The sequence below is a fragment of the Psychroflexus aestuariivivens genome, assembly GCF_004010055.1.
GTDB classification, from domain to species: Bacteria; Bacteroidota; Bacteroidia; order Flavobacteriales; family Flavobacteriaceae; genus Psychroflexus; species Psychroflexus aestuariivivens.
This window is the reverse complement of sequence record NZ_RQVT01000018.1, coordinates 13,002-37,518: the sequence shown is the minus strand read 5'-3', so window position 1 is coordinate 37,518 and position 24,517 is coordinate 13,002. Positions and strand designations below refer to the sequence as shown.

The 24,517-nt window shown below is 34.1% G+C and carries 15 protein-coding genes; 10 read left to right on the top strand and 5 right to left on the bottom strand.

The features are described 5' to 3' along the window. Positions 1–82: 82 nt before the first annotated feature. Positions 83–1,039 (bottom strand): calcium/sodium antiporter, encoded by a 957-nt coding sequence (locus EIG86_RS03085; protein ID WP_127844683.1) that lies wholly within the window; start codon positions 1,037–1,039, stop codon positions 83–85. A gap of 202 nt (positions 1,040–1,241) precedes the next feature. Between EIG86_RS03085 and EIG86_RS03080 the strand changes: the two genes are divergently transcribed. Together EIG86_RS03080 and EIG86_RS03075 are read left to right on the top strand one after the other, a co-directional pair. Further along, positions 1,242–2,009, top strand: a complete 768-nt coding sequence (locus EIG86_RS03080) for an MBL fold metallo-hydrolase (protein ID WP_127844682.1) — start codon at positions 1,242–1,244, stop codon at positions 2,007–2,009. Between the two features lie 137 nt (positions 2,010–2,146). Beyond that, positions 2,147–3,607, top strand: a complete 1,461-nt coding sequence (locus EIG86_RS03075; RefSeq protein ID WP_127844681.1) for an aminoacyl-histidine dipeptidase — start codon at positions 2,147–2,149, stop codon at positions 3,605–3,607. A 77-nt stretch (positions 3,608–3,684) separates the two neighbouring features. Here EIG86_RS03075 and EIG86_RS03070 read toward each other — a convergent pair whose 3' ends face one another. After that, complete coding sequence (locus tag EIG86_RS03070; protein WP_127844680.1) at positions 3,685–7,734, bottom strand: BspA family leucine-rich repeat surface protein; 4,050 nt, start codon at positions 7,732–7,734, stop codon at positions 3,685–3,687. A 198-nt stretch (positions 7,735–7,932) separates the two neighbouring features. On the opposite strand from EIG86_RS03070, the gene EIG86_RS03065 reads away from it, so the two are divergent. Further along, positions 7,933–9,561 carry an acyl-CoA carboxylase subunit beta gene (locus EIG86_RS03065; protein WP_127844679.1) on the top strand — a complete coding sequence of 543 codons (1,629 nt, stop codon included), beginning with the start codon at positions 7,933–7,935 and terminating at the stop codon, positions 9,559–9,561. A 78-nt stretch (positions 9,562–9,639) separates the two neighbouring features. On the opposite strand, the gene EIG86_RS03060 is transcribed toward EIG86_RS03065, so the two are convergent. Beyond that, positions 9,640–12,453 (bottom strand): M16 family metallopeptidase, encoded by a 2,814-nt coding sequence (locus EIG86_RS03060; protein ID WP_127844678.1) that lies wholly within the window; start codon positions 12,451–12,453, stop codon positions 9,640–9,642. 161 nt (positions 12,454–12,614) lie between these two features. On the opposite strand from EIG86_RS03060, the gene EIG86_RS03055 reads away from it, so the two are divergent. The 3 genes from EIG86_RS03055 (at position 12,615) to coaD (ending at position 14,923) form a co-directional block, all read left to right on the top strand. Beyond that, on the top strand, positions 12,615–13,307 hold the full coding sequence (locus EIG86_RS03055; protein ID WP_127844677.1) for an RluA family pseudouridine synthase: 693 nt from the start codon (positions 12,615–12,617) through the stop codon (positions 13,305–13,307). A gap of 75 nt (positions 13,308–13,382) precedes the next feature. Next, the gene (locus tag EIG86_RS03050; RefSeq protein WP_127844676.1) at positions 13,383–14,378 is read left to right on the top strand and encodes a D-alanine--D-alanine ligase; all 996 of its coding nucleotides are present in this window, start codon (positions 13,383–13,385) and stop codon (positions 14,376–14,378) included. A 74-nt stretch (positions 14,379–14,452) separates the two neighbouring features. Continuing rightward, entirely contained in the window at positions 14,453–14,923 is a 471-nt protein-coding gene (coaD, locus tag EIG86_RS03045; protein ID WP_127844675.1) for a pantetheine-phosphate adenylyltransferase, read from the top strand. On the opposite strand, the gene EIG86_RS03040 is transcribed toward coaD, so the two are convergent. Further along, complete coding sequence (locus tag EIG86_RS03040) at positions 14,920–16,983, bottom strand: TonB-dependent receptor family protein (protein ID WP_127844674.1); 2,064 nt, start codon at positions 16,981–16,983, stop codon at positions 14,920–14,922. The genes coaD and EIG86_RS03040 overlap by 4 nt on opposite strands. 62 nt (positions 16,984–17,045) lie before the next feature. Here EIG86_RS03040 and EIG86_RS03035 point away from each other — a divergent pair, with 62 nt between their 5' ends. Continuing rightward, positions 17,046–18,797 carry a M14 family metallopeptidase gene (locus EIG86_RS03035; protein WP_127844673.1) on the top strand — a complete coding sequence of 584 codons (1,752 nt, stop codon included), beginning with the start codon at positions 17,046–17,048 and terminating at the stop codon, positions 18,795–18,797. Here EIG86_RS03035 and EIG86_RS03030 read toward each other — a convergent pair. After that, a complete protein-coding gene (locus EIG86_RS03030; RefSeq protein ID WP_127844672.1) occupies positions 18,768–19,388 on the bottom strand; it encodes an NUDIX hydrolase in 621 nt (206 codons plus the stop codon). The two genes, EIG86_RS03035 and EIG86_RS03030, sit on opposite strands and share 30 nt — an antisense overlap. 8 nt (positions 19,389–19,396) lie before the next feature. Between EIG86_RS03030 and pyrE the strand changes: the two genes are divergently transcribed. The 3 genes from pyrE to EIG86_RS03015 all read left to right on the top strand — a co-directional run bounded on the left by pyrE (position 19,397) and on the right by EIG86_RS03015 (position 24,513). Further along, complete coding sequence (gene pyrE / locus EIG86_RS03025; RefSeq protein WP_127844671.1) at positions 19,397–20,041, top strand: orotate phosphoribosyltransferase; 645 nt, start codon at positions 19,397–19,399, stop codon at positions 20,039–20,041. A 4-nt stretch (positions 20,042–20,045) separates the two neighbouring features. Continuing rightward, positions 20,046–20,438, top strand: a complete 393-nt coding sequence (locus EIG86_RS03020; protein WP_127844670.1) for an STK_08120 family protein — start codon at positions 20,046–20,048, stop codon at positions 20,436–20,438. Positions 20,439–20,559: 121 nt separating this feature from the next. Then, entirely contained in the window at positions 20,560–24,513 is a 3,954-nt protein-coding gene (locus EIG86_RS03015; protein ID WP_127844669.1) for a PAS domain S-box protein, read from the top strand. Positions 24,514–24,517: the final 4 nt, after the last annotated feature.

Genomic DNA, 24,517 nt, shown 5'->3' with positions numbered 1-24,517 from the left:
TATAAAGTGTTTAAACAAATTTAGGGAAAAATATTATTAACTTGTTGAATTCACAGATTCAATGAAAGTAAAATAACTTATTCTAAATTGCTTGATAAACTAAGTATGAAGTATATGCAATGAAACTTCCTAATAATACCAAAGCTTCCCACCGATCTAATTTTTTCTTTCCACCGGTAAACATGGCTACGAATAAAAATAAAGTTCCACCAAAAAGCAAATATAGATCTGTATTGAATTCGGTGTTGAACGCCAATGGATTTAACAATGCGCTTAACGGAATAACCAATAAGAAGTTGAAAATATTAGAACCGACCACGTTACCAATAGCGATGTCGCTATTTTTCTTTAAAGCAGCAACTACAGAAGTCACCAATTCGGGTAGAGATGTTCCTACAGCGACAATAGTTAATCCTATGATTTTTTGACTCACGCCGAGATGTGTAGCAATTTCTGTAGCATTATTGACAACCAGTTGTCCGCCAAAAATCAAGCCTGCTAAACCAGCGACAATATAAGCAGTAATTTTCCATCGACTCATTTGCTCTGTCGGCACTTCAAGATTGCTTTTGTCATTCTTCATCTGTTGAAAAACATAAAACAAAAATCCTGCAAAAACGACCAAAAGCACCAAAGCATCCAAACGCGAAACTTCAGATGAACTAGAAAACAAAAATGAATTTGCCAATAAAAATAAGACAAGAACTGCAATAGCTGAAATAGGAATTTCTTTCCAAACTGTACTCGATTTAACTCCAATTGGAGCTATGATAGCTACAATTCCTAGAATTACAAATAAGTTGAAATTATTACTACCGATAATATTACCAAACACAATATCTGGCTGGTCTTGGGAAGCTGCGACCAAATTGACAACCAATTCTGGTGCGGAAGTTCCAAAAGCTACAATCGTTAAACCTATACTTAGGTCAGATATATTGTACTGTTTGGCTAAAGTAGATGCGCCACGCACCATCCAATCGGCACCTTTGATAAGAAGAACAAAGCCTAAACAAATCAGCAAAATTGAAACAAGCATAATCAAAAATTTACGTGCCAAAAGTAATGTATTTTTGAATACTAAAATTAATTTTAGCAGGAGACAAAAGTTTAAGTATTTTGTTGAAAAGCGATTTATTTACTACTTAATATTGAAATAGATGTTATTAAAAAAAAGATTCATTTCAAATTGAAACATCAAAAAATAAAACTATTTTAGACTAAAATTCAAAAAGAAAATCATGAAAAAAATTTATGTACTGATTGTTTTCGCCTTTATTTTAGTTGGGTGTAAAAAAGATTCTAAAGAAAGTAAAGAAACTGAATCGCATAAAACTGATCAGGTAGAACTTATGCCTGTATCTCACGCCAGTTTTGGTATGACCTGGAAAGACAAGCTCTTCTTTGTAGATCCTGTTGGCGATGCTAAAACATATAAAAAAATGGGAACACCCGATTATATTTTGATTACAGACATTCACGGCGATCACTTAAGCTTAGAAACCTTGGAAGAATTAGGGAATGATTTTACAATTTTAGCTCCAGAAGCCGTGTATAAAGAAATGTCAGAATCACTTCGAAAGTTGACTAAAGTGATTTCTAACAGTGAAACTTTTAGTTCAAATGATATAGAAATTACCGCCATACCGATGTATAATATCACCAAAGAACGTATGGAATATCATCCTAAAGGTCGAGGTAACGGTTATTTACTCGATTTAGATGGCTACAGGATGTACATCAGTGGCGATACAGAAAATATTTCAGAAATGGCAAATTTAGAAAACATTGATTTGGCTTTAATTTGTATGAATTTACCATATACAATGTCTGTAGATCAAGCTATAGAAAGTGTAATGCAATTTGAACCAAAAAAAGTAATTCCTTACCATTACAGAGGAAAAAAAGAGGGTGAATCATATTTTAGCGATATAGATCATTTCAAAAAAACAATTAACAAAGCTAATCCTGAGATAGAAGTAGAATTGCTGGAATGGTATAAGAAATAAATTTGGAAAGAATTTTTTATTTGAAACAGCTAACTTCATTTTAAGTTGGCTGTTTTTTTTTAATTCAAATTTACAAATGTTGGTACGACCGATAAATTAACAATGCATATCTTTGCGAAAATCAAAAAACAATACAGATGAATACTGATATAAAAAACTTGGAACCACAAGTAATCTGGTCGAATTTTGCCAAATTGAATGCCGTTCCAAGAGCGTCCAAAAAAGAAGATGAAGTCATACAATTCATGATGGATTTTGGACAAAATTTAGGTTTAGAAACGCTTAAAGATAAAGCTGGAAACGTCATCATCAAAAAACCAGCAACCCAAGGCATGGAAAACCGAAAAACAACGGTACTCCAGTCGCATTTGGACATGGTTCATCAAAAAAACAACGATACAGAATTCGATTTTGAAACGCAAGGCATCAATATGTACGTCGATGGTGATTGGGTCAAAGCTGATGGCACAACACTCGGCGCAGACAACGGTTTAGGCGTAGCAACGATTATGGCGATTTTAGAAAGCAATGATATTCCGCATCCGCCATTAGAAGCCTTGTTTACCATTGACGAAGAAACTGGGATGACTGGCGCAAAAGAACTAGATGACAGCATTCTTGATGGGGAAATTCTTCTGAATCTAGATACTGAAGAAGACGATGAAATTGGCATTGGTTGCGCAGGTGGCGTCGATATTTCTGCTACAAGATTCTATATTGAAGAGTCCGTTCCTGAAAATTCTTCAGCCTACAAAATCATTGTAAATGGTTTGAATGGCGGACATTCCGGCATGGACATCATCAAAGGTTTGGGCAATGCCAACAAACTGATGAATAGATTATTATTTTCAGCTTACGAACAAGTGCATTCTCGTGTAGCTAGTATTCAAGGTGGTGGTTTAAGAAACGCCATTCCAAGAGAAAGCGTTGCTGTCCTTATCGTTGAAAACAAACACAAAAATGAGCTTTTCTCAACGATTGAAAAGATTTCTGAAGCCATAAAAACTGAATATGCTTCTCTTGAACCAAATTTGAATATTAGTATTTCTGAGTGCGAAACACCAAAAAAAGTGATGAGTAGTGATGTTCAAGATGCGTTTCTTAAATCTATTTATGCGGCGCATAATGGCGTTTACCGAATGAGTCCAGACATAGATGGTTTGGTAGAAACCTCTAACAATATTGCTAAAATTTCAGTTGATAATGGAAAAATAGAAGTGCTTTGTCTTACGCGTTCTTCGGTAGAATCTACCAAAGACGATTTAGCCAACAGTTTGCGAAGCGCATTTGATTTGGCTGGATTTCAAGTTGAACTTTCTGGCGATTATCCAGGTTGGGCACCAAATCCTGATTCTGATATTCTGAAGGTTGTCGATCAGATTTACAAAACACAAAACAATGAACAAGCACATGTTGCAGCTTGTCACGCTGGATTAGAATGTGGGATTTTGGGCAGTCATTATCCAAATATGGATATGATTTCTTTTGGACCAACCATTCGTGGGGCGCATTCTCCTGACGAACGTGCTAGCATTTCGAGTACACAAAAGTTTTGGAAATTGACTTTAGAAGTGCTGAAGCAAATTCCATTAAAGTAATTTCTTTTGAAAATATAAAAAAGCCCAATCGTTTAGAAATGATTGGGCTTTTTTTTAATTGGTATCGAATCACAAAATCATCGCTTGATAATTTTTTGAGTTGATTCGCCGTGTTCAGTTTGAATTTTTAGGAAATATATGCCGGCTTCTAAATTCTGCATATTGATTTGTCTTTGACCACCTTCTATTTGTTTGATGGTTTTGCCTTTGATATCAAACAATGTCATGTTTTCAACTTGAAGATTGTATGTTGAATTGATATTCAATTGGCGACTTGTTGGATTTGGATACACTTGAATTTGATTCATCGCATAATCTACAATGCTCAACTCTTCTACAAAAGTTGTGGATACTGTGTTGGTGATAATCGGCGGATTATAATCGAAGTAAATTGCGGCATTACCCGAAACCATATCTCCAATTTCAACATCAGATTTGGGTTTGATTTTATAAGCTACAAATCCGTTACTTCCAGCTTCATCTGCGTCTTCATGAGGAAGGAAAATTTCCTCGAAAATAAATTCAACTTGATTGCCATCAGTGATTTCTATCCGGTAATTATGGCTAGAACTTACTGGTCTAATTGTATTCCAATCCAGTTTGTCATGCAAAATATCTTCAATACGGACATTTATTGCGCTGGCAGTTCCAGTATTTTGAAAACGAATCAAATAATGCAAAAATTTGTCGCTATTTTCAATCAAGACTTGCTCGCCTTCCAAAACTTGTTTATCGTTAGGGTCGAAAGAATTTACAACGGTTTGTCTTAAATCATACTGATTGTCAGTAAGCGTAAAATCATTAGTGTCCGGCGTAATATTCGCTGTTAAATTTATAAAATCACCGCCATTAACTATCGGTGGTTGAAATATCTGCATCGTAAGGTCGAAAGTCATGGTTTCAAAAATCTGTAAACTTGGAATCTGAAATGTCAATTGATTGTTTCCAACGACATCTGGATTAGGGTTCGCCGATACAAAGGTTTGCATGCTGTCGTCAAAATCTAAAGTTAATGTGACATCATCTACCGATTGTGTACCCACATTTTCAATCACGAGTTGATAATCCGCTTCAAAACCAGGTCGTGCTTCTCCAATAGGAACTAAAACTACATTTAAATCTTCAATAGTTTGGTTGCCAGATATACAGAAATCGAGTTGAACTTCATTACCAGCATCTGACAATGATATGCTAGTTATTTCTGGCGTCGCCTCTAAATAATCCGGCAAATTGATAAGTCCAACCTCATAATCTCCTTCTGGGAGATTTAAAACATAGGCTTCGCTGCCTATGGAAGTCGTTATAATATCAACAGAACTAGAAGTTGCATTAATGAAAAAATCGCCTTGAGATATAATAGACGAACTGCAATCATCATTGTTTTCATCATGATAAACATTACCAACGATTTGATTAAAATCACAAACTTCTGAAAGTTCATCACCTTCAATAGTCCAACCTTTTTGATCAATAAGATAATCTCTAGCTATAACGTTACAATATTTTAATTCATAAGCACCAAGGTTTTTATTCTCTAAATTTAAAAGTACAAATTGATTTAATAACGCATTATAATTGTCAACGTCCAATCCTGAAAAGGACAGAAATCCATTATCAAGGGAAGAAAAACCTAAAAGCACAGTGTCATTAAACTCCCAAGTCGATATATCTTGATTAAAACTAATAGCTTGATTAAACATTTCACTCATGTCAATAACACCAGAAACATCCCAATTAGTTAAGGGTTGATTGAAATTTTCAGTCTCCATAAACATAAAACTCATATCTGTAACACTAGAAACATCCCAATTATTTAGTGGTTGATTAAAATTTTCAGCTTCTCTAAACATCAAACTCACATCCATAGCACTAGAAACATCCCAATTATCCAATGGTTGGTTAAAGTCCTCAGCATTTTCAAACATTGAAGACATGTTAATTACATTTGAAACATCCCAATCGTTTAAAGCTTGGTTAAATTTTTCGGCATTTTTAAACATCGACTGCATATCAGTTGCATTGGACACGTCCCAGTCGTTGAAGTTTTCATCTAACAATGCACAACCTTCAAACATATGACTAAAGTCACTGACTTGTGAAAGATTCGGAACATCATTCGCAGTCATAATAAGATTTTCACACCCGTTAAATGCATTTTGCATAGAAGACCACTCATTATTTCCCCATTGAATTATTCGCCGTAATTTTTCTGGTTCATTAGAATTCTCAGAGAATTGTCCAAAATTTATGCTTGGAAAATCTCCAGAGATAGATACAACATAAGCCCCAGATTGATTATAAGTATGAGAAATATTTCCAGAAACATTTGTCAAAGTATTGCCGTCACCAAAATCAATATCGTAACTATAACCAGAACCTTGAGTTGGTATTGTTATGTTTAAATCATCGGTTTCAACATACCAGATAGTTGCAAAGGCATCTTCGGAAATTGTAAAATTGCAATTTACCAAATGAAAGTCTCCAGAAAAATACCAGCCTTTAGACTCTAAGCTTTGATGCGCAAGCTTATTGCAATAAAACAATTCCCTAACCCCTATACTTATATTTTCAAGACCTGAATCATCCAATGCATTTAAAAGCAAGTCATAATTTTGAGTTGACAATACAGAATAACTTAAAAAACCATTTAAAACAACATTGTTGCTAAAAGTCCAATTTGACAAATCCTGATCAAATGCTTCAGCATCACTAAATGTTCCATTCATATATATAACACTAGAAACGTCCCAATTATCTAATGGTTGATTAAACATATTTGTATTTTTAAACATCCATGCAATAGAATCAACATTTGAAATATCCCAATTATTTAAAGGTTGATCGAAACTTTTGGTATCTTTAAACATATATGTCATAGTTTCAACGTTGGAAACATTCCAATTATTAATAGGCTGATTAAAACTCTCTGAATTTTCAAACATTTCATCCATATCTTGAACATTAGAAACATCCCAGTCACTTAGTGGTTGATTGAAATTTATGGTATTTTGAAACATACCTCTCATAGTTTCGACATTAGAAACATTCCAATTATTTAATGGCTGGTTGAAACTCTCAGTATTCATAAACATTTGTTCCATATCTTGAACAATAGCAACCTCCCAGTTGTTAACAGGTTTGTTGTAATCTTCTGCACCTAAAAACATGCTATTCATATCGGTGACATTGGAGACATCCCAGTCATTTAAAGATTGGTTAAAGCTATCTGCATTTGAAAACATACCACTCATATTGGTGACATTGGACACATCCCAATCATTTAAAGTTTTATTGAATGATGATGCATACGCAAACATTCCGCCCATATCTAAAGTATTTGACACATCCCAATTATCTAATGACTGATTGAATGATTCTGCTGAACGAAACATTCTTCTCATGTTAGATACACTAGATACGTCCCAATCATTCAAAGACTGGTTGAAGTTACTAGCGTTTGAAAACATACTAATCATATTTGTGACATTAGACACATCCCAGTCATTCAAAGATTGGTTGAAGTTATCTGCATTTGAAAACATACCACTCATATTAGTGACATTGGATACATCCCAATTATTTAAGGGCTGGTTAAAATTCGATGCTTCTCGAAAAAGATAACTCATATTGGTAACATTGGACACATCCCAATGGTTAATGTCTTGATTTAAAGAAGTGCAATCTTCAAACATAAAACTCATATCATCTACTTGGCTTAAATCAGGTGCATCTGTTGCATTAACTTCTAAATTTATACAACCTCTAAATGCATATTTCATTGTAACCAGTTCAAAATCACCCCACTGTTCAATGGTTTTTAGCATTGCAGCTTTGTCCTCAGATAATTCAGTAAAAAAAAACCTTGGAAAATCACCTGTAATAGTAACTGTATAAATTCCAGGAGAATTATATGTGTGGGCACGATCATTTGTCAAATTTGTCTCAACAGTCCCATCACCGTAATCAACTGTAAAATTGTAATTAAATCCAACCGTAGTTCCAATAGTTGGTATAATTATTTCGAGATCATCCGTTGTCACTTCCCAAGTCGTAATAAAAGCATCGTCTTGGGCTTGCATGGTTAATCCGATAAAAGCGAAAATAATTGTGAAATAAAGTTTTTTCATAAAGCTTAAAATTTTAAAAAAGGCAAGTTAATGAATTCAAAAAGCTCTTAGGAGTACTTTTCAATTTAATTCCCTTTATGAATATGTTAATTTTAGAAACCTTAATATTTTTAAATTTTAAGATTCTCACGAAAACCTTTTCGGAATAATTAAATTTGGTTTTGTATTTTAGCACTTCAACCACAGATATGAAAAATTATGGATATAAAATTTAATAAAAACGAAGACCACAATAAGCTTTTGGTTTCAGATTTAAGAGAAAAATTTGCAAAAGTGAGTCTCGGTGGTGGCGAGAAGAAAATAGAAAAACACCACGGCAAAGGAAAAATGACTGCCAGAGAACGTGTTGATTTTTTGCTTGATAATGCCGATGAAGCGATAGAAATTGGTGCATTTGCAGGAGAAGGCATGTACGAAGAACACGGCGGTTGTCCTGGCGGCGGCGTGGTTGTGAAAATTGGAAGCGTATCTGGCAAAAAAGTAATTGTTGTTGCTAACGATGCAACGGTAAAGGCTGGCGCTTGGTTTCCAATCACGGGCAAGAAAAACCTGAGAGCGCAAGAGATTTCAATCGAAAATCGTTTGCCAATTATTTACCTTGTCGACAGTGCTGGTGTGTATTTGCCTATGCAAGACGAAATTTTTCCAGACAAAGAACATTTCGGTCGAATTTTTAGAAATAATGCTGTGATGAGTAGCATGGGGATCACTCAAATCGCTGCTGTAATGGGCAGTTGTGTAGCTGGCGGTGCGTATTTACCAATTATGAGTGATGAAGCCATGATTGTAGACAAAACCGGTAGTATTTTTCTCGCCGGCAGTTATTTAGTGAAAGCTGCTATTGGCGAAAGCATTGATAACGAAACCTTAGGCGGCGCCACAACACATTGCGAAATTAGCGGTGTTACCGATTATAAAGCAAAAGATGATAAAGATGCTTTATCGAAAATCCAAAATATTGTGGATAAAATCGGAGATTTTGATAAAGCTGGCTTCAATAGAAAAAAATCCAAACAACCTAAATTAGATCCTAAGGAAATCTATGGTTTGCTTCCTGCCAAACGAAGCGACCAGTATGACATGATGCCAATCATAGAACGTTTGGTGGATAATTCTGAATTTGAAGAATATAAAAAAGGCTTTGGTCAAACCATAATTACGGGCTATGCCAGAATTGATGGTTGGGCCGTTGGAATTGTTGCCAACCAGCGTAAAATTGTAAAAACCAAAAAAGGTGAAATGCAGTTTGGTGGCGTCATTTACAGTGATTCCGCAGACAAAGCCACACGTTTTATAGCAAATTGTAATCAGAAGAAAATACCACTTGTATTTGTTCAAGATGTGACTGGTTTTATGGTGGGCAGCAAAAGTGAACATGGCGGTATCATTAAAGATGGAGCTAAAATGGTTAATGCAGTAAGTAATTCTGTGGTGCCGAAATTTACAGTTATTATAGGGAATTCTTATGGTGCTGGAAATTATGCAATGTGTGGAAAAGCTTATGATCCAAGATTGATTTTTGCTTGGCCAAGTGCAGAATTAGCCGTGATGAGTGGAAACTCTGCCGCTAAAGTTTTACTTTCTATTGAAACATCTCGACTTAAAGCTAAAGGCGAAAAAATCACCGAAGAGAAAGAAAAAGAACTTTACGATAAAATCAAAAACAATTACGACGAACAAACCAGTCCGTATTATGCGGCTGCGCGATTGTGGACAGATGCGGTTATCGAACCTCTAGAAACGCGAAAGTGGATTTCTACCGGCATTGAAGTTGCTAATCACGCCCCAATTGAAAAAGATTTCAATCTTGGTGTGATTCAAACTTAAATTTACCACTTTTCTAAAATCAAAAAAGCCTGCAAATTCAAATTTTGCAGGCTTTTTATTTAAAACTGATACTGAGATTTATTCTTTATCTTCAGGCATCAACATTCCGATGATTTTGTCTTCAGACAAATACTTTTTAGCAACCATTTGAATATCATCTGCTTTCAAACTTTCAATTCTGTCTTCGTAATTCATAACATCATCCAAAGAAGTATTGTAAGTGTAAGCTTTTGTGAATTGATCTAACCAGAATTTATTTTCTTTTAATTTTTCCTTGTATTCCAGTTTTGCAGATTCCTTAAATTTCTTTAAATCTTCTTCCGTAGGACCATTTTGAATAATTTTATTCAATTCCATTAATGCAGATTCTGTTAATTTTTCTGCATTTTCAGGACCACAAGGAAAGCTAATGCTGAAATTATAGCTTCCATAAGGCACTTTGCTCATTCTTCCATTTGCCCCTGCACCATACACACCACTTTCTCCTTCTCTCAATTCTTCGATTAGTTTTATGGTCAACACTTCTCCTGCAGCATCTAAAGCCATCGCTTCTTTTGGTTTATAATCTGCTTCTCCATAAAACATAATGGTAACCTGACTTTTAGGATCTTGTCCTTTCTTTACTACTTTTTTATGTTCACCTTCCAACATTCTATAGCCCAAATCTTTAGGTTTCTCTGAAGATTCTGTTGCAGGTAAGGCAGCGATATATTTTTCTACATAAGACTTGAATTCATCTTCGTCAATATTACCAACAAAATAAAAATGGAAATCTCCAGCATTTTCAAAACGTTTTCTATAAATCTGATACGCCTTTTTGTAACTGGTGCGTTCCCAGGCTTCTTCATCAGGGAAAATACCATTAAATCTAGGATTGTTTTGACTTAAAAACGTGTAGAATTGTTCTTGAAAATAAACATTTGGCATAGATGTTAAATTCGACATGAATGCGTTTTGTTTAGTTTTATAACTCTCAAATGCTTCTTCGTCATAATTCAAATCTGTAAAATAAGCTTGAATCATTTGCATTAAATATTCCAAATCTTTTGGTGAAGCACTTCCACTCATCCCTTCTGTTGTTCCGCCTACATAAGGATTTACACGTGCTACTTTGCCGCTCATAAACTTGCTGATATCGTTTTTATCCATTCCTGAAAAGCCAGCTTCTGTAAGACCGCCCATCGCCCATTGAACTTCTTTATATGTTTCGTCATCGATCAAGTTCGATCCACCAAAACTAATAGCTTCAAATAAAATTTCATTGTTCTTGAAGTCTGTCTTCTTATAGGTGACCATTGCACCATTCGACAAAGTCAAGGTTTTGGAATTTACATTTTCGTTAGTTTCAGTGTCGACAATTTTTCCTTCAGGTAATTTTCTTCTAATTAGACTTTCAGCAATAGCTTCATCTTCATAAGGCTCTAAATTTTTTGATTCAATGTCGATAACTTTTAAGACTTCTTCTCTAGTAGGCTGTTTTAAACCATCTTTTTCTGGACCAGTCAAAATTACAACTCTATTGTCCTTTTTAATGTAATTGTCAATTTGTCCATTGATGTCTTTAACCACAATTTTAGGCAAAAGTTTTTCCATCATTTTAAAATCCCACTCTATGTTAGTCATCACACTTCCTCGTAAAAATTGATTTTGAAGTTGCTGTACATATCGAGAAGATTCTGTTTTGTCTCTTTCCTTATATTGTCTTTCAACTCTAGTTAGCATTTCTGTTTTAGCACGTTCAAGTTCAGCTTCTGTAAATCCATGTGCTTTTACACGTAAGTTTTCTTCAACTAAAACTTTCAAAGCATCTAATTGCTTGCCTTCGCCAACCATTGCAGAAGATTGGTATGCTTTCTTATCTCGTGACCAAGTGCCGCCATAATAAGAAAAACCATAGTTGAATGGCGGATTATTGCTATTTCTTATTTCATCTAATCGATTGTTGATCATAGTTGAAAACAAAGAAATTTCTAACTGAGATTTGTAATCACCGATTGTGGTATTCGGTTCAGATTCATCATAATCTTTGTAGTAAACTTCAACCTGAGAAAAAGCAGCTTCTTTGTCAGATTCTACAGCTACAAAAGTTTCGTTGTGATTTGGAACGCCGTAAGTTTTTCTTGGCTTCGGATTCTTAGGATTCGTGTGTTTTGAAAAATGTCTTTTAATCATAATTTCAATTTCATTCACATCAATATCACCAACTGCAATGACACTCATTAAATCTGGTCTATACCAGTCTTCATAAAATTGAATTAACTCTTCGTGGTCAAAATTTTCTAAAACTTCCTTTTTACCAATCGGTAAACGATCTGCATATCTCGATCCATGCATCAATTTATCGATGTAATTAGCCAACATACGCTTGTTTGCACCCAAACCAAGCCTATATTCTTCCAAAACAACGCCGCGTTCTTTATCGATTTCTTCTGGAGTTAAGGTCGCATTAAACGCCCAATCTTCAAGGATTTCGAAACCTTTTTTCAGCTTTTCCTTATCATCAGAAGGAATTGGCAAGAAATATACGGTTTCATCGAAACTTGTATAAGCATTAAGGTGTTGACCGAATTTTACGCCAATACTTTGCAGATAATCTACAAGTTCATTTTTTGGAAAACGCTCAGTTCCATTGAAACACATATGTTCCATAAAATGCGCTAATCCGCGTTGTTTATCGGTTTCTAAAATCGAACCGGCATTTATGACTAACCTCAAGTCGACTTTATCTTCGGGTTTATCATTTTTTTTGATGTAATAGGTCAAACCATTTTCAAGTTTACCTTTTTTCACATCAGGATCCATCGGAATCGGATCATCATAATTTACCTGTTGTGCAGAAAGCATCAAAGGAGCTGTAATGAATAACAGCGTCAAAGATTTTAAAATATTCATAATGTAGAATTTGATTGAATTTCAAATCTAGAATTAAAAAACTTAATTACCAACGAATTCTTTAGTTTAAAAATGTTAAATATTTAATTATAAACAAGAATCCCTTGCGTTGCTTATAAAAATGAATTCTATTACATTGCACACGCAAATATTTCAAAATAATGAGTTCTACTTCTGAAAATTTACAAGTACTTTACGAAGACAATCATTTAATCGCTGTAAACAAGCGACCTGGCGATATTGTACAAGGAGACAAAACTGGTGACAAACCTTTGAGTGAAATCGTAAAATCTTATCTGAAAACAAAACACAATAAACCCGGAAATGTTTATCTTGGCGTGGTACATCGCTTGGATCGACCAACCAGCGGCGTGATTTTATTTGCCAAAACTTCCAAAGCTTTATCTCGACTCAATAAGGCTTTTGCAGCGCATGATACTGACAAAATATATTGGGCTTTAGTCAAAAATAAACCTGAAAATCCTTCAGCTAAACTTATTCATTACTTGAAGAGAAATCCAAAACAAAATAAATCCTACGCACATATTAAGCCTGTTGAAAATTCAAAAAAAGCCATTCTGAATTATAATATCATAAAAAACTTAGACAATTATTTCTTGTTGGAAATTAAATTGGAAACCGGACGACATCACCAAATCCGGAGCCAACTTTCTGCCATTGGTTGTCCGATTAAAGGCGATTTAAAATATGGTTTCGACCGCAGTAACAAAGATGCCAGCATTCATTTGCATGCTAAAACTTTACGATTGATTCATCCTGTTCGCAAAGAGTCAATTACTTTTGAAGCTGATTTACCCAAGGAAAATTTGTGGCAAAGTTGTCTTAAAAATTAGCAACAACAGGAAGTTTTTCTAGCCTGAAAAATACGCACCTTAAAATCTTCAATTATATTTGAACAAAATTTTGACATGAAAAAAAATATTGCTGTCGCCATGGGCGGTTATTCCAGTGAAGCTGAAATCTCCTTGAAAAGCGGTGAAGTGGTTTACCAACATTTATCAAAAACAAATTATCGTGTATTTCGTGCCAGTATTATGAAAACGCATTGGTTTGTCACCACCGATGATGGCAAAACTTATCCTATAAATAAGTCTGATTTTTCTGTTGAAATCAATAATGAATTGATTCATTTCGACTGTGTTTTCAACACTATTCACGGCACACCTGGTGAAGATGGCTTGTTCCAGGCCTATTTAGAAACTATGGGAATTCCCCAAACAGCAAGCAATTATTACCAGGCGGCTTTGACTTTCAATAAACGTGATTGTATTTCAGTTTTGAAAGCTTACGGTATAAAAACTGCTAAAAATTATTTCGTTAATAAAGGTGACAAAGTCGACCCCAAAAAAGTTGTTGAAACCGTTGGTTTACCGTGCTTTGTCAAAGCTAATCGCGCTGGCAGTAGCTATGGAATTTCAAAAGTAAAACACGAAGAAGATATTTTATCGGCTTTGGAACATTCCTTCAAAGAAGACCACGAAGTCATTATAGAATCTTTTCTAGATGGGACGGAAGTTAGTGTTGGTGTCATTAATATTGATGGAGAAATCAAAGCCTTGCCGGTAACAGAAATAGTCTCTGAAAATGAATTTTTTGATTTTGAAGCCAAATATTTAGGTAAATCTCAAGAAATTACACCTGCAAGAATTTCTGAAAAGCAACAGCAGAAAGTTCAAAATATTGCTGAAAATATTTTCAAACTACTCAAACTAAAAGGTTTAACGCGTTCTGAATTTATTTTCCATAATGGTGAACCGCATTTTGTAGAATGTAATGCTTGTCCAGGTTTAACCGAAGCAAGTATTTTACCACAACAAGCAAAAGTCGGTGGCATATCTCTGGAAGAACTTTTTGGAAATGCGGTAGAAGTTGCTTTAGACAAGCAAACTGATTTAAACTTATAGAAGCCAAATCCTAAAGCAAAACAATTAATTTTGAAACCAGATTCACTTTAATTAACTTACAGAAAATTATTTTTATGAAACGTGCTGTTTTTCCTGGTTCTTTCGACCCTGTAACTATTGGACATTATGATATAATTATGCGAGGTCTGACGCTTTTTGATGAAATTATTCTTGCCATCGGTATCAATGCAGACAAAAAATATATGTTCTCCCTAGAGGAGCGCAGGCAGTTTTTGGAGAAAACTTTTGAAAAACAACCAAAAATAAAAGTAGATACTTACCAAGGCCTCACTGTCGATTATTGTAAAACTCAAAAAGCGAATTTCATTTTGCGTGGTTTGCGCAATCCAGCTGATTTTGAATTCGAAAAAGCCATTGCCCACACCAATCGAAAATTAGAAAAAATAGAAACCGTGTTTTTATTAACCTCAAGCGGAAAAAGCTATATCTCCTCCTCTATTGTACGAGATGTTATCAGGAATAATGGTGATTACACTAGTTTAGTACCGAATGCAGTTCGAGCGAAAAAAGATAGAAAAGTTTAAAAATTATAGCTCAATCTGAAACCGCCAAAGTAATTTCTACCCTGTCCTGGATAAAAATATCTAGGCTCACTTCCACCAAAACCAACGGCGTTAGTTACGATGCTTGCTGCATATTTTTCATTGAACATATTATTAACACCAGCGCTTAATGACACTTGAATTTCCTTGAAAATTATAAATCTATAATCTAATTTCAAATTTGAAAACGCATAAGATTCAGTAAATTCCGTATTTGCATCTTTCAATGGAATTTCTGAAACCGCATTGGTTTGAAAAAATAAATACAAACGATTAAAAATTACCGCATCTAAGCCAAAATTTAGTTGTCTGTCTGGCACACCTGTCAAATCATTACCGCTGAAATTATCATCGCCATCGACAAAAGTATCAAATTCATAAAAATTGAAATTCCCTGAGAAATAAGGCTGAATTTGTAATGATTCATCTAAATCTAAATTCGATTTGAAAGAAAATTCAATTCCAGGATGAATTGTTGAACCCGCATTTATGCCAACAAAACGATCTTCGTCTACACGACGAGCAACCAATAGATTTTCAACATTCATATAATACGCATTGACCTCTGCCAAAAGCTGACTACCAAACCATTTGGATTGATAACCAACTTCATAGTTCCAAGCCTTTTCGGGTTTTAAATTTGTATTGAAAACACCTTCCTCGGTCAAACTTTGCTCTAGTGTTGGCACAGAGAAACCGCGACTTATGGAGGCTGATATTTTATGATTGTCGCTAAATTGATACTGACTCACAAAATTTGGCAACCACACACGATCGTAGTCATAATTTCCGTTTTGGGCATTTTCACCAGTCGAGAAACGGTCAGAAATTTCATATTTAGTTTTGTTGGTTGCTAAGCCAAATTTAAAATTCCACCTTGAATTCAACTCAATTTTTAGAGTGGAAAACAATTCCAAGTATTGTCTGTTTTGTTTCAAATCTGAAATTTTTTCGCCTTGCAAACTGCCTTGATTATTGTTTTGTTCATATAAATTTTCAAAAGTAGAAACGTCATAATCGTCTTTCATAAATTCGCCTCCAAGTTTTATTTCTGCTGCTTTTTCAAATAGAGAAAATTGGACACCACCAACATGGCGAATTCCAAAGCCAATGTTTTGATCTTCTAAAATATCAAATGGTCGCGGCTCGTAGGCATCTCTAAAATTCATAAATACTGAAGTGTTTTGGGTGTAAAATTCGTCGTAATGTTGAGACCAATTCAAACCAAAAGTTCCACTATCATAAGATTCGTAGCCTTTGGCTTGCGCCCATGTAAATGCCGCAGATTCAGGATTGTTTTCAAAATCAGTTCTGCTAAGTGAACTTGGAATAAAACCTTTCATGGAAGTGAACTGCCCTAAAAATTGCAAGTCTGAATTTTCAGAAAGTTTCCATTTTGAATTCAGAAAATAAGATTCGCGCTGGTATTCACTATTTTCTCTGAAACCGCCTGAACTCAGATTATTGTAAGACAGATAAATCTGTTTATCTTCTGTGGCCTGACTTAAACTGTAGTTTTGTTTCAGATAATCGAAACTTCCAAAAATTAATCCAGAATTTATGGTTTCCTTTTTTGGTAAGTTGGATTTTAACTGGATAACGCCACCCAAACCAGCACCAAATTCAGTTGCTTGAGGTCCTTTGATAACCTTTATATTAGAAATATTAGTCAGATCAATATCATCTAAAGTTGATGTTCCATTGGCGGTGGTTAGTGGAATATTATCGTAATACAATTTTAGTCGATTGGTTTCGTATTGGGCGCGTGCACCAATGCCACGAATGTTGATTTTATTAGTATTCAGACCGCCTTGCTGCATATAAACGCCAGGAATTTGATTCAGAATTGGCGTAATTATACTTTGGTCACCGCGCAAAATATCTTGTCGATTTAGTAGAGACACATTGGCATCGGACTGAAAATCTGATTGAATTTCTGAGTCAGCTTTGATGACAACTTCTTTTAAATCTGTGGTATCGTTTTGACTTTGACTAAAAAGAATTGCAGAAAAAAAGAAAAAAAACAGGTAGAGATGTTTCAAAATTATAATTTAGTAGCGCAAATTAAAAAATATGATTTTATATAAATCTAATAAAAATATAAATGTGGAAATATAGTCTATTATTCATCATTATTTTAAGTCTGTTCAGCTGTAAAAATGAGACTAAAGAAAATGATGGAAATGAAACAAACGAGGAAGAATTCAACATCACTACTACCTTTGAAGATTCTAAAGGGTATTCGACTTCAACTTATGAAGAAGTGATTCACTTTTATGAAAAGCTAGCCGAAGAATTTAGCTCGGTTTCCATTCAAGAACATTATGAAACAGACATAGGAAAACCACTAAAATTGGTAAAGTTTTCTAAAGAAAACGGCAGTGATTCGCCATTAAAAATTCTAATTAATAATGGGATTCATCCCGGTGAACCCGATGGTGTTGATGCGTCGATGCTTTTGTTTCGAGCTTTGGCAAAAGGAGATTACAAGATTCCAGAAAATATAGAAATTTACGCCATTCCGATTTATAATGTTGGTGGTGCATTAAATCGAAATTCATATTCAAGAACCAATCAAAAAGGTCCAGCGGAATACGGATTTCGCGGCAATGCTAAGAATTTAGACTTGAATCGTGATTTCATTAAGTCCGATTCCAAAAACAGCAAGGCTTTTTTTGAAGTTTATCATGAAATTTCGCCAGATATTTTTGTTGATACTCATGTTAGCAATGGCGCAGATTATCAATACACGCTGACGCACTTATTTACACAACACAATAAATTGGGTGGAGATTTAGGTGAATTTCTAAATCAAACTTACAGACCTGATATAGAACGCGATTTAGAAGAAAAATCTTGGAAAATCACACCTTATGTAAATGTTTTCAATAAATCTCCTGAATATGGATTCACGCAATTCAACGATTCCCCAAGATATTCTACAGGTTACACAAGTTTATGGAATTCTATAGGTTTGATGATTGAGACTCACATGTTGAAGCCTTATAACAAAAGAGTTGAAGGCACGCTTAGTATGTTGAAAAGCATCATAGAAATTTCTGACAAGCACCAAAAAGAAATTCAAAATTTACGACAAGATCGCTTTGAAAAACTTGTTGAAGCTGAGTATTACCCAATTAATTTTAAAGTAGATTCAACTCAAAATACCACATTAAATTTTCTAGGTTATGAAGTTGAAAAATTGAAAAGCGAAGTCACTGGGTTAGATCGAATTAAATTCAACCGGGAGAAACCTTATAACAAAGAAATTAAATATTACAACAGTTTTAAGCCTACTGATTCGGTAAAAATCCCCAAATCCTATGTCATTCCACAGCAATGGACATCGGTGATTGAGTTATTGAAATGGAATGACATTTCTTATACAAGATTGTTTAATGACACTTTAATGGAAGTCGAGGCATATAGGATAGAAGATTTCAAAACCAGAAATTCTCCCTATGAAGGTCATTATCTACATAGTGAAACAAAAGTTTCTTCGGAAATTATGCAACGACAGTTTAGAAGTGGTGATATCATTGTAAATACAAATCAAAAAGGCATTCGTTATTTATTAGAAACTTTGGAACCCGAAGCTGTAGATTCATTTTTCAATTGGAATTTTTTCGATAGTATTTTGCAGCAAAAAGAAGGTTTTTCACCCTACGTTTTTGAAGATTTAGCCATAGAAATTCTAGCTAAAAATCCTGAACTAAAAGCTGAATTTGAAGAAAAACAAAATTCAGATCCAAAATTTGCAAAAAACTGGTATGCACAATTAGATTGGATCCACAAGCGGTCTAAATATTATGAATCTACACACCGTTTATATCCGATCTTTAGGGTGCACAACTAAATATTCTTTTGGAAAAAGTAATTTGATATTGGCATAGGATTTATTGAGTGCTTTTTGGGATTTTTCAAAATTTTTCCATTTGGCTTTCTTGATACCTTCGTTGATTTGTGGAGCGAGTTCGCCATCAAAATCAGTTCGCATTTCATACCAATGGGTTTCTTTCAATTTGTATTTTCCGTTGCGTTTCAAAATATGATAGGTCGTTTGTAAAAATCGTGTAATTTCGAGATTTTGGACGGCTGTTTCCTCTTCGACTTCACGAATAGCAGTAGTTTCAATAGGTTCGCCGTTTTCAGCTTTACCTTTGGGCAAGTCCCACTTCTTATTTCGATAAATGAATAAAATTTCATTATTCTTATTGTACACCAACCCCCCGGCGGCAATTACCACTTTCAACTTTTTTTTAAGATGTTTTAGTAGTTTGTCTTCTTTCTTATGGTAAAGGTTGAGATAGTGCAATTCTCCTTGTTCTATTTGCTTAATGAGCCGTTTTATCTTTGCTTTTTTGATGGAGATAGATGTATATTGCGATCCAATATTTTCTTGTGTAGATAATATAATCGGCACATCATTAACGAAAACTTTATACATTTGCATTTATGATTTTAAATGAAAATACCGCAAAAAAAACTGCAGAATTACTCCTGCAAATTAACGCAATAAAATTAGAACCACAAAGTCCTTTTACTTGGGCAAGTGGTTGGCATTCTCCAATTTATTGCGACAACAGAATTATACTCTCCTACCCTCCAATTCGGAATTATATAGTTGAACAAATGGCAAAACCAATTGAGGGATTATTTGGCAAACCTGATGCTATTGCTGGCGTAGCAACTGGCGCTATTGGTATTGGAGCAATTGTAGCAGATTATCTGGGTTTACCCTTTGTATATGTTCGTCCAGAACCAAAAAAACACGGTCGCAAAAACCAAATTGAAGGTAAATTAGATACGCATCAGAATGTTGTGGTTATTGAAGATCTTATTAGCACTGGCAAAAGTAGCTTGAATGCTGTAAAAGCACTTAAAGAAGAAGCCCAAGCCAAAGTCAAAGGAATGATGGCAATTTTCACCTATGGTTTCGATATTGCAGAAGAAAATTTCAAGTCAGAAAATGTCGATCTTTATACTTTAAGCAACTACAACACGTTGATAAATCAGGCTTACAAAAGCAGTTATCTCAATAAAGAAGAAGTTGAATTACTAACAAAATGGCAGGCCAATCCTGCTGAATGGAACAAATAAAATTATGAATTTAGAAAGCCCAAAAGTTAAAGTTGAAAAATCTCAGCAAGAAGTTTTTAACTTCCTGAAAAATATTGAGAATTTTGAAAAAATAATGCCTGAGAGTATTGAAAAATTTGAGATGTTAGACCAACAAAGTTTTTTATTTCAATTGAAAGGCATGCCGGTCATCAAACTTAGACTCAAAGAAATCACTTCTCCGAACCAAGTCATCCTTGCTGCAGCAAGCGACAAACTTCCATTTACACTTACTGGAAATATCGAGGCAATAGATGAAAATTCTAGTGAAGTACAATTAGTGTTTGAAGGCGATTTCAACAGTATGATGGCTATGATGATTAAGAATCCTATCAAAAAATTCATCGCTACATTAAGTGAAAATTTGAGTAAAATCTAGTTAATTCCCTTTAAAATCTTTAAAGCTTAAACTTCACTAAAATTGCTGAATATTTCATTTGAAAACTTATTTAGGTTGAATAATATTGATTTATATTTAGGCGCTCTTTAAAAAAAAATCTATGGAAGAAAACCGTCTGAAAGCGCTGAAAGATTATATGATTCTAGACACAGAAATTGATGCAAGTTTTGATAGAATCGTAGAGCTCGCATCAGACATTTTCGACTGTCCAATTGCGTCTATAAGTTTTGTCGGTAGAGATAGGATTTGGTTAAAATCAGAAAAAAATCATACGAAAAAGGAATTTTCCAGAAGCAAGTCGATATTTACAAAACACTGTTTAAATTCTTCCAACAATTTTTTTGAAGTTCAGGATGCCTCAAAAGACGAGAGGTTTGAAAATTACGAATACGTCGTCAACTCTCCAAAAATAAGGTATTACGGAGCCCAGAAAATCGTAAACAAGTCAGGTTTTGTTTTGGGAACACTCTGTATCATAGATTACAAACCGAAGTCACTTAACGAAAGACAAAAAAGTATTTTTTCCAATCTTTCAGAAGAAGTTATGGAGAAGATAGAGGCTCACAAAAAACACATTGAACTAAAAGACTTAAATACAAACATATCTGACGCTAAACAACGTTTCCAAACCTTACTGAATAATACAGGAGACATGGTTTTTCTCCTGAATAAGGAAAATGATTTTGTAGACTTTTACGGAAAAGAGGATTTTTTGGTTAAAGATAGATCTGAATTTGTAGGCAAAAACCTCAATGATTTAAATTTTGAAAAAAATCTGCTAAGCAAAATAAAACAAGCCATAAGTAAAAGCAAAAACCTCAACAAAAGTGTGTCTCTAGAATATCAATTAAACCACAATAACAAAGAAAAGTGGTTTAATATGAATGTGTCCGTCATCAAAAAATCTGACTCTCACGAAACCCTCTGTGTCATCAGAGATGTCACCAAACAAAAAGAAACCGAAAAACGTTTAAAGCTGACCAACAATATGTTGGAAGAATCTGGCAGACTTGCTAAAGTTGGGGGTTGGGAATTAAATATCATTAGTAACAAATTGCACTGGACGCCAATTTTGAAAGAAATTGCTGAAGTGGATGAATGTTTCGAACCCGATTTAGAAAGTTCAAAATCCTTTTTTAAACCAGGCAGAAATCTTGAAAGGCTGGAGCAGAAAGTACTCGATTGCATCAAAAATAAAATAGAATACAAAGGTGATTTTGAAATAATTACCAAAACAAAAAAATACATTTGGGCTTCAATTGTAATAAAACCCGAGATTTATAAAGGCAAATGCATTGGTGTTTATGGATCTTTTCAAGATATTACAGAAACCAAACAAAATAAAAATAAACTCAAACACGAAAGAGAACGACTAAATAACATTATCAATGGCACCAATCTAGGAACTTGGGAATGGAATGTTGATACTGGTGAAACCATGTTTAATGAGCGTTGGGCTGAAATGATTGGCTACAATTTGGAAGACATTTCTCCAATTTCTGTCAAAAAATGGAACAGTTTTACACATCCTGACGATCTTGAGAAAAGTGAATATGCACTGAATGAACACTTTAGACTAGAAACTGATTTTTATCAAGCTGAAGTTAGGTTAAAACACAAAAAAGGCCATTGGATTTGGGTATTGGATCGTGGCAAAGTTATTTCGTGGACTAAAGACGGCAAACCAGAATGGATGTTCGGTACTCACCAGGAAGTTACCGAGAAAAAGAAATTAGAATTTGAACTCAAGCAGAACGTCACCCAATTCAAAAATGTCTTCGAATTGTCTCCCGTTGGTATTGTAATTACAGATTTTAGAAGTGCCAAATTTTTGGACGTCAATCAAGCCATGCAAAAAATGTGTGGTTATAAAGAAAAAGAAATTTTAGGAAAAGAAATTTGGAAAATCACTTATGAAAAAAGTCTAAACAAAAATGACTTTGAAGCTATAGAAGAACTAAAAGAATCTAATACAATTAAAGGAATCGAGAAAAAACTCATAACCAAAAATGGAGAAATTCTTGTGGTTTCGATCAATAGCCTGGTGCACACAGATAAAGAAGGAGAAAAAATTGCAATCTCAACAATTCAGGATATTACAGAACAGAAAATATTTGAAGACAAATTACGCAAATCTAAAGAAGAAGCTATAAAAGCTAGTCAGGCTAAATCTGAATTTGTTGCCAATATGAGTCATGAAATTCGAACACCTTTGAACGGAGTTATCGGGTTTACGGACTTACTGATGAAAACACCGCTGAACGAAATGCAGCACCAATATATGAATACTGTTTTTCAATCGGCAAACACACTTCTAGATTTAATAAATAACATTCTGGATTTCTCTAAAATCGAATCTGGAAAACTTCAATTAGAATCCGAAAAAATAAGTTTGACAAAATTATCTGAAGAAGTTACAGATTTAACCAAATATCAGGCGCACAAAAAAGGATTAGAAATTATCTTAATGTTGAAGTCGGACGTGCCAGAATTTATTTGGATTGATGGAATTAGAATCAAACAAGTCCTAATGAATTTGATCAATAATGCCATAAAATTTACTGAAGACGGCAGTATTGAATTAAAAATTGAAAATCTTTCAAAATCAAAGGACAAAGCCAAAATAAGATTTTCTGTAACCGATACCGGAATTGGAATTGCCAAAGAAAATCAGAAGAAAATTTTTAATGCATTTATTCAAGAGGACACTTCTGTTACCAAAAAATATGGTGGCACTGGACTTGGGCTTGCAATTTCAGATCAAATTTTAGGTCTGATGGGAAGTAAGTTAAATCTAGATAGTGAAGTTCATAAAGGCAGTAAATTCTTTTTCGATTTAGACTTGGAGGTAGAATTCAGAAAGAATCGTGAGCTTAAATTAGAGACTGATATTGAACGTATTTTGGTATTAGATGTCAACGAAGTTAATCGAAAAGTAATTCAGAACTACTTGCAACACGAAGATGTCGAAGTTGATTTCACAGACAATATCGACGACTGCGTCAAGGCTACAAAAGCTAATGATTATGAAGCGATTTTCGTGAATCACTATCTTAAAGAATTCTCTGGATTTGAAGCGATTTCAAGATTGAAAAAAAATGAAATTACAAAACAAAAACGTTTTGTTCTTCTAGAAACTTCTAACTCAAAGAAACTTATAGACGAAAATCATCAGTATTATGGTTCTATACAATCTTTGTTAAAGCCAATTAAAAGAAAAGACTTATTCGATTTACTCAATGGTTTAACATCAGATGAGCATCAGGTTTTGGATTATGAAAAACCAAAAGAAAGTAAACCTGACCAAATAAAATTTTTGTTGGCTGAAGACAATTTAATCAATATGGAGTTGATTAAATCATACATCAAAAATTTGTACACTGATGCTACAATTTATGAAGCCGAAGACGGACAACAAGCTTTAGAAAAGTTTAAAACTCATTCCCCAGATTTCGTATTTACAGACATTCAAATGCCGATTATGAATGGTTATGAATTGACACAATCCATTCGTAAATTGGATTCAGGAAAAATGGTCCCAATAGTGGCAATCACTGCTGGTACAGTAAAAGGCACCAAAGAAAAATGTCTTGAAATGGGAATGAATGATTACATCAGCAAACCGATTCTTCAGGAGTCTGTAAAGAAAATTATTTTGAAACACCGCCTTCCCGAAGAAAACGAATCCATAGAAAATTATTCGGAAGAAAACTATGTAGCAGAATCTACTGAAAATAATGAATATTTCAGCAAATCATATTTGATGAATATGATTGATCAAAATGAAGAATTTTACGAAAGTTTGATCAAAATTGCTCATGAGAGTCTTAATGAAAGTTTGCTAAATTTTGAAGCACTAAAGGATAAAGAAAATACTGATAAGCTGAATAAATTTGCACATAAAGTGAAAGGAACAGCCTTGAATCTTGGCGCAAAAAAGTTGTCACAAATAGCTTTGAAAGTTGAAAAATCTAATCCTGAAAACTTGGAAGAACAAAACAAACTCATCGAAGAACTTCAATTAAATATCAAAAAACTTTTAACTTTGCTGTAAAACT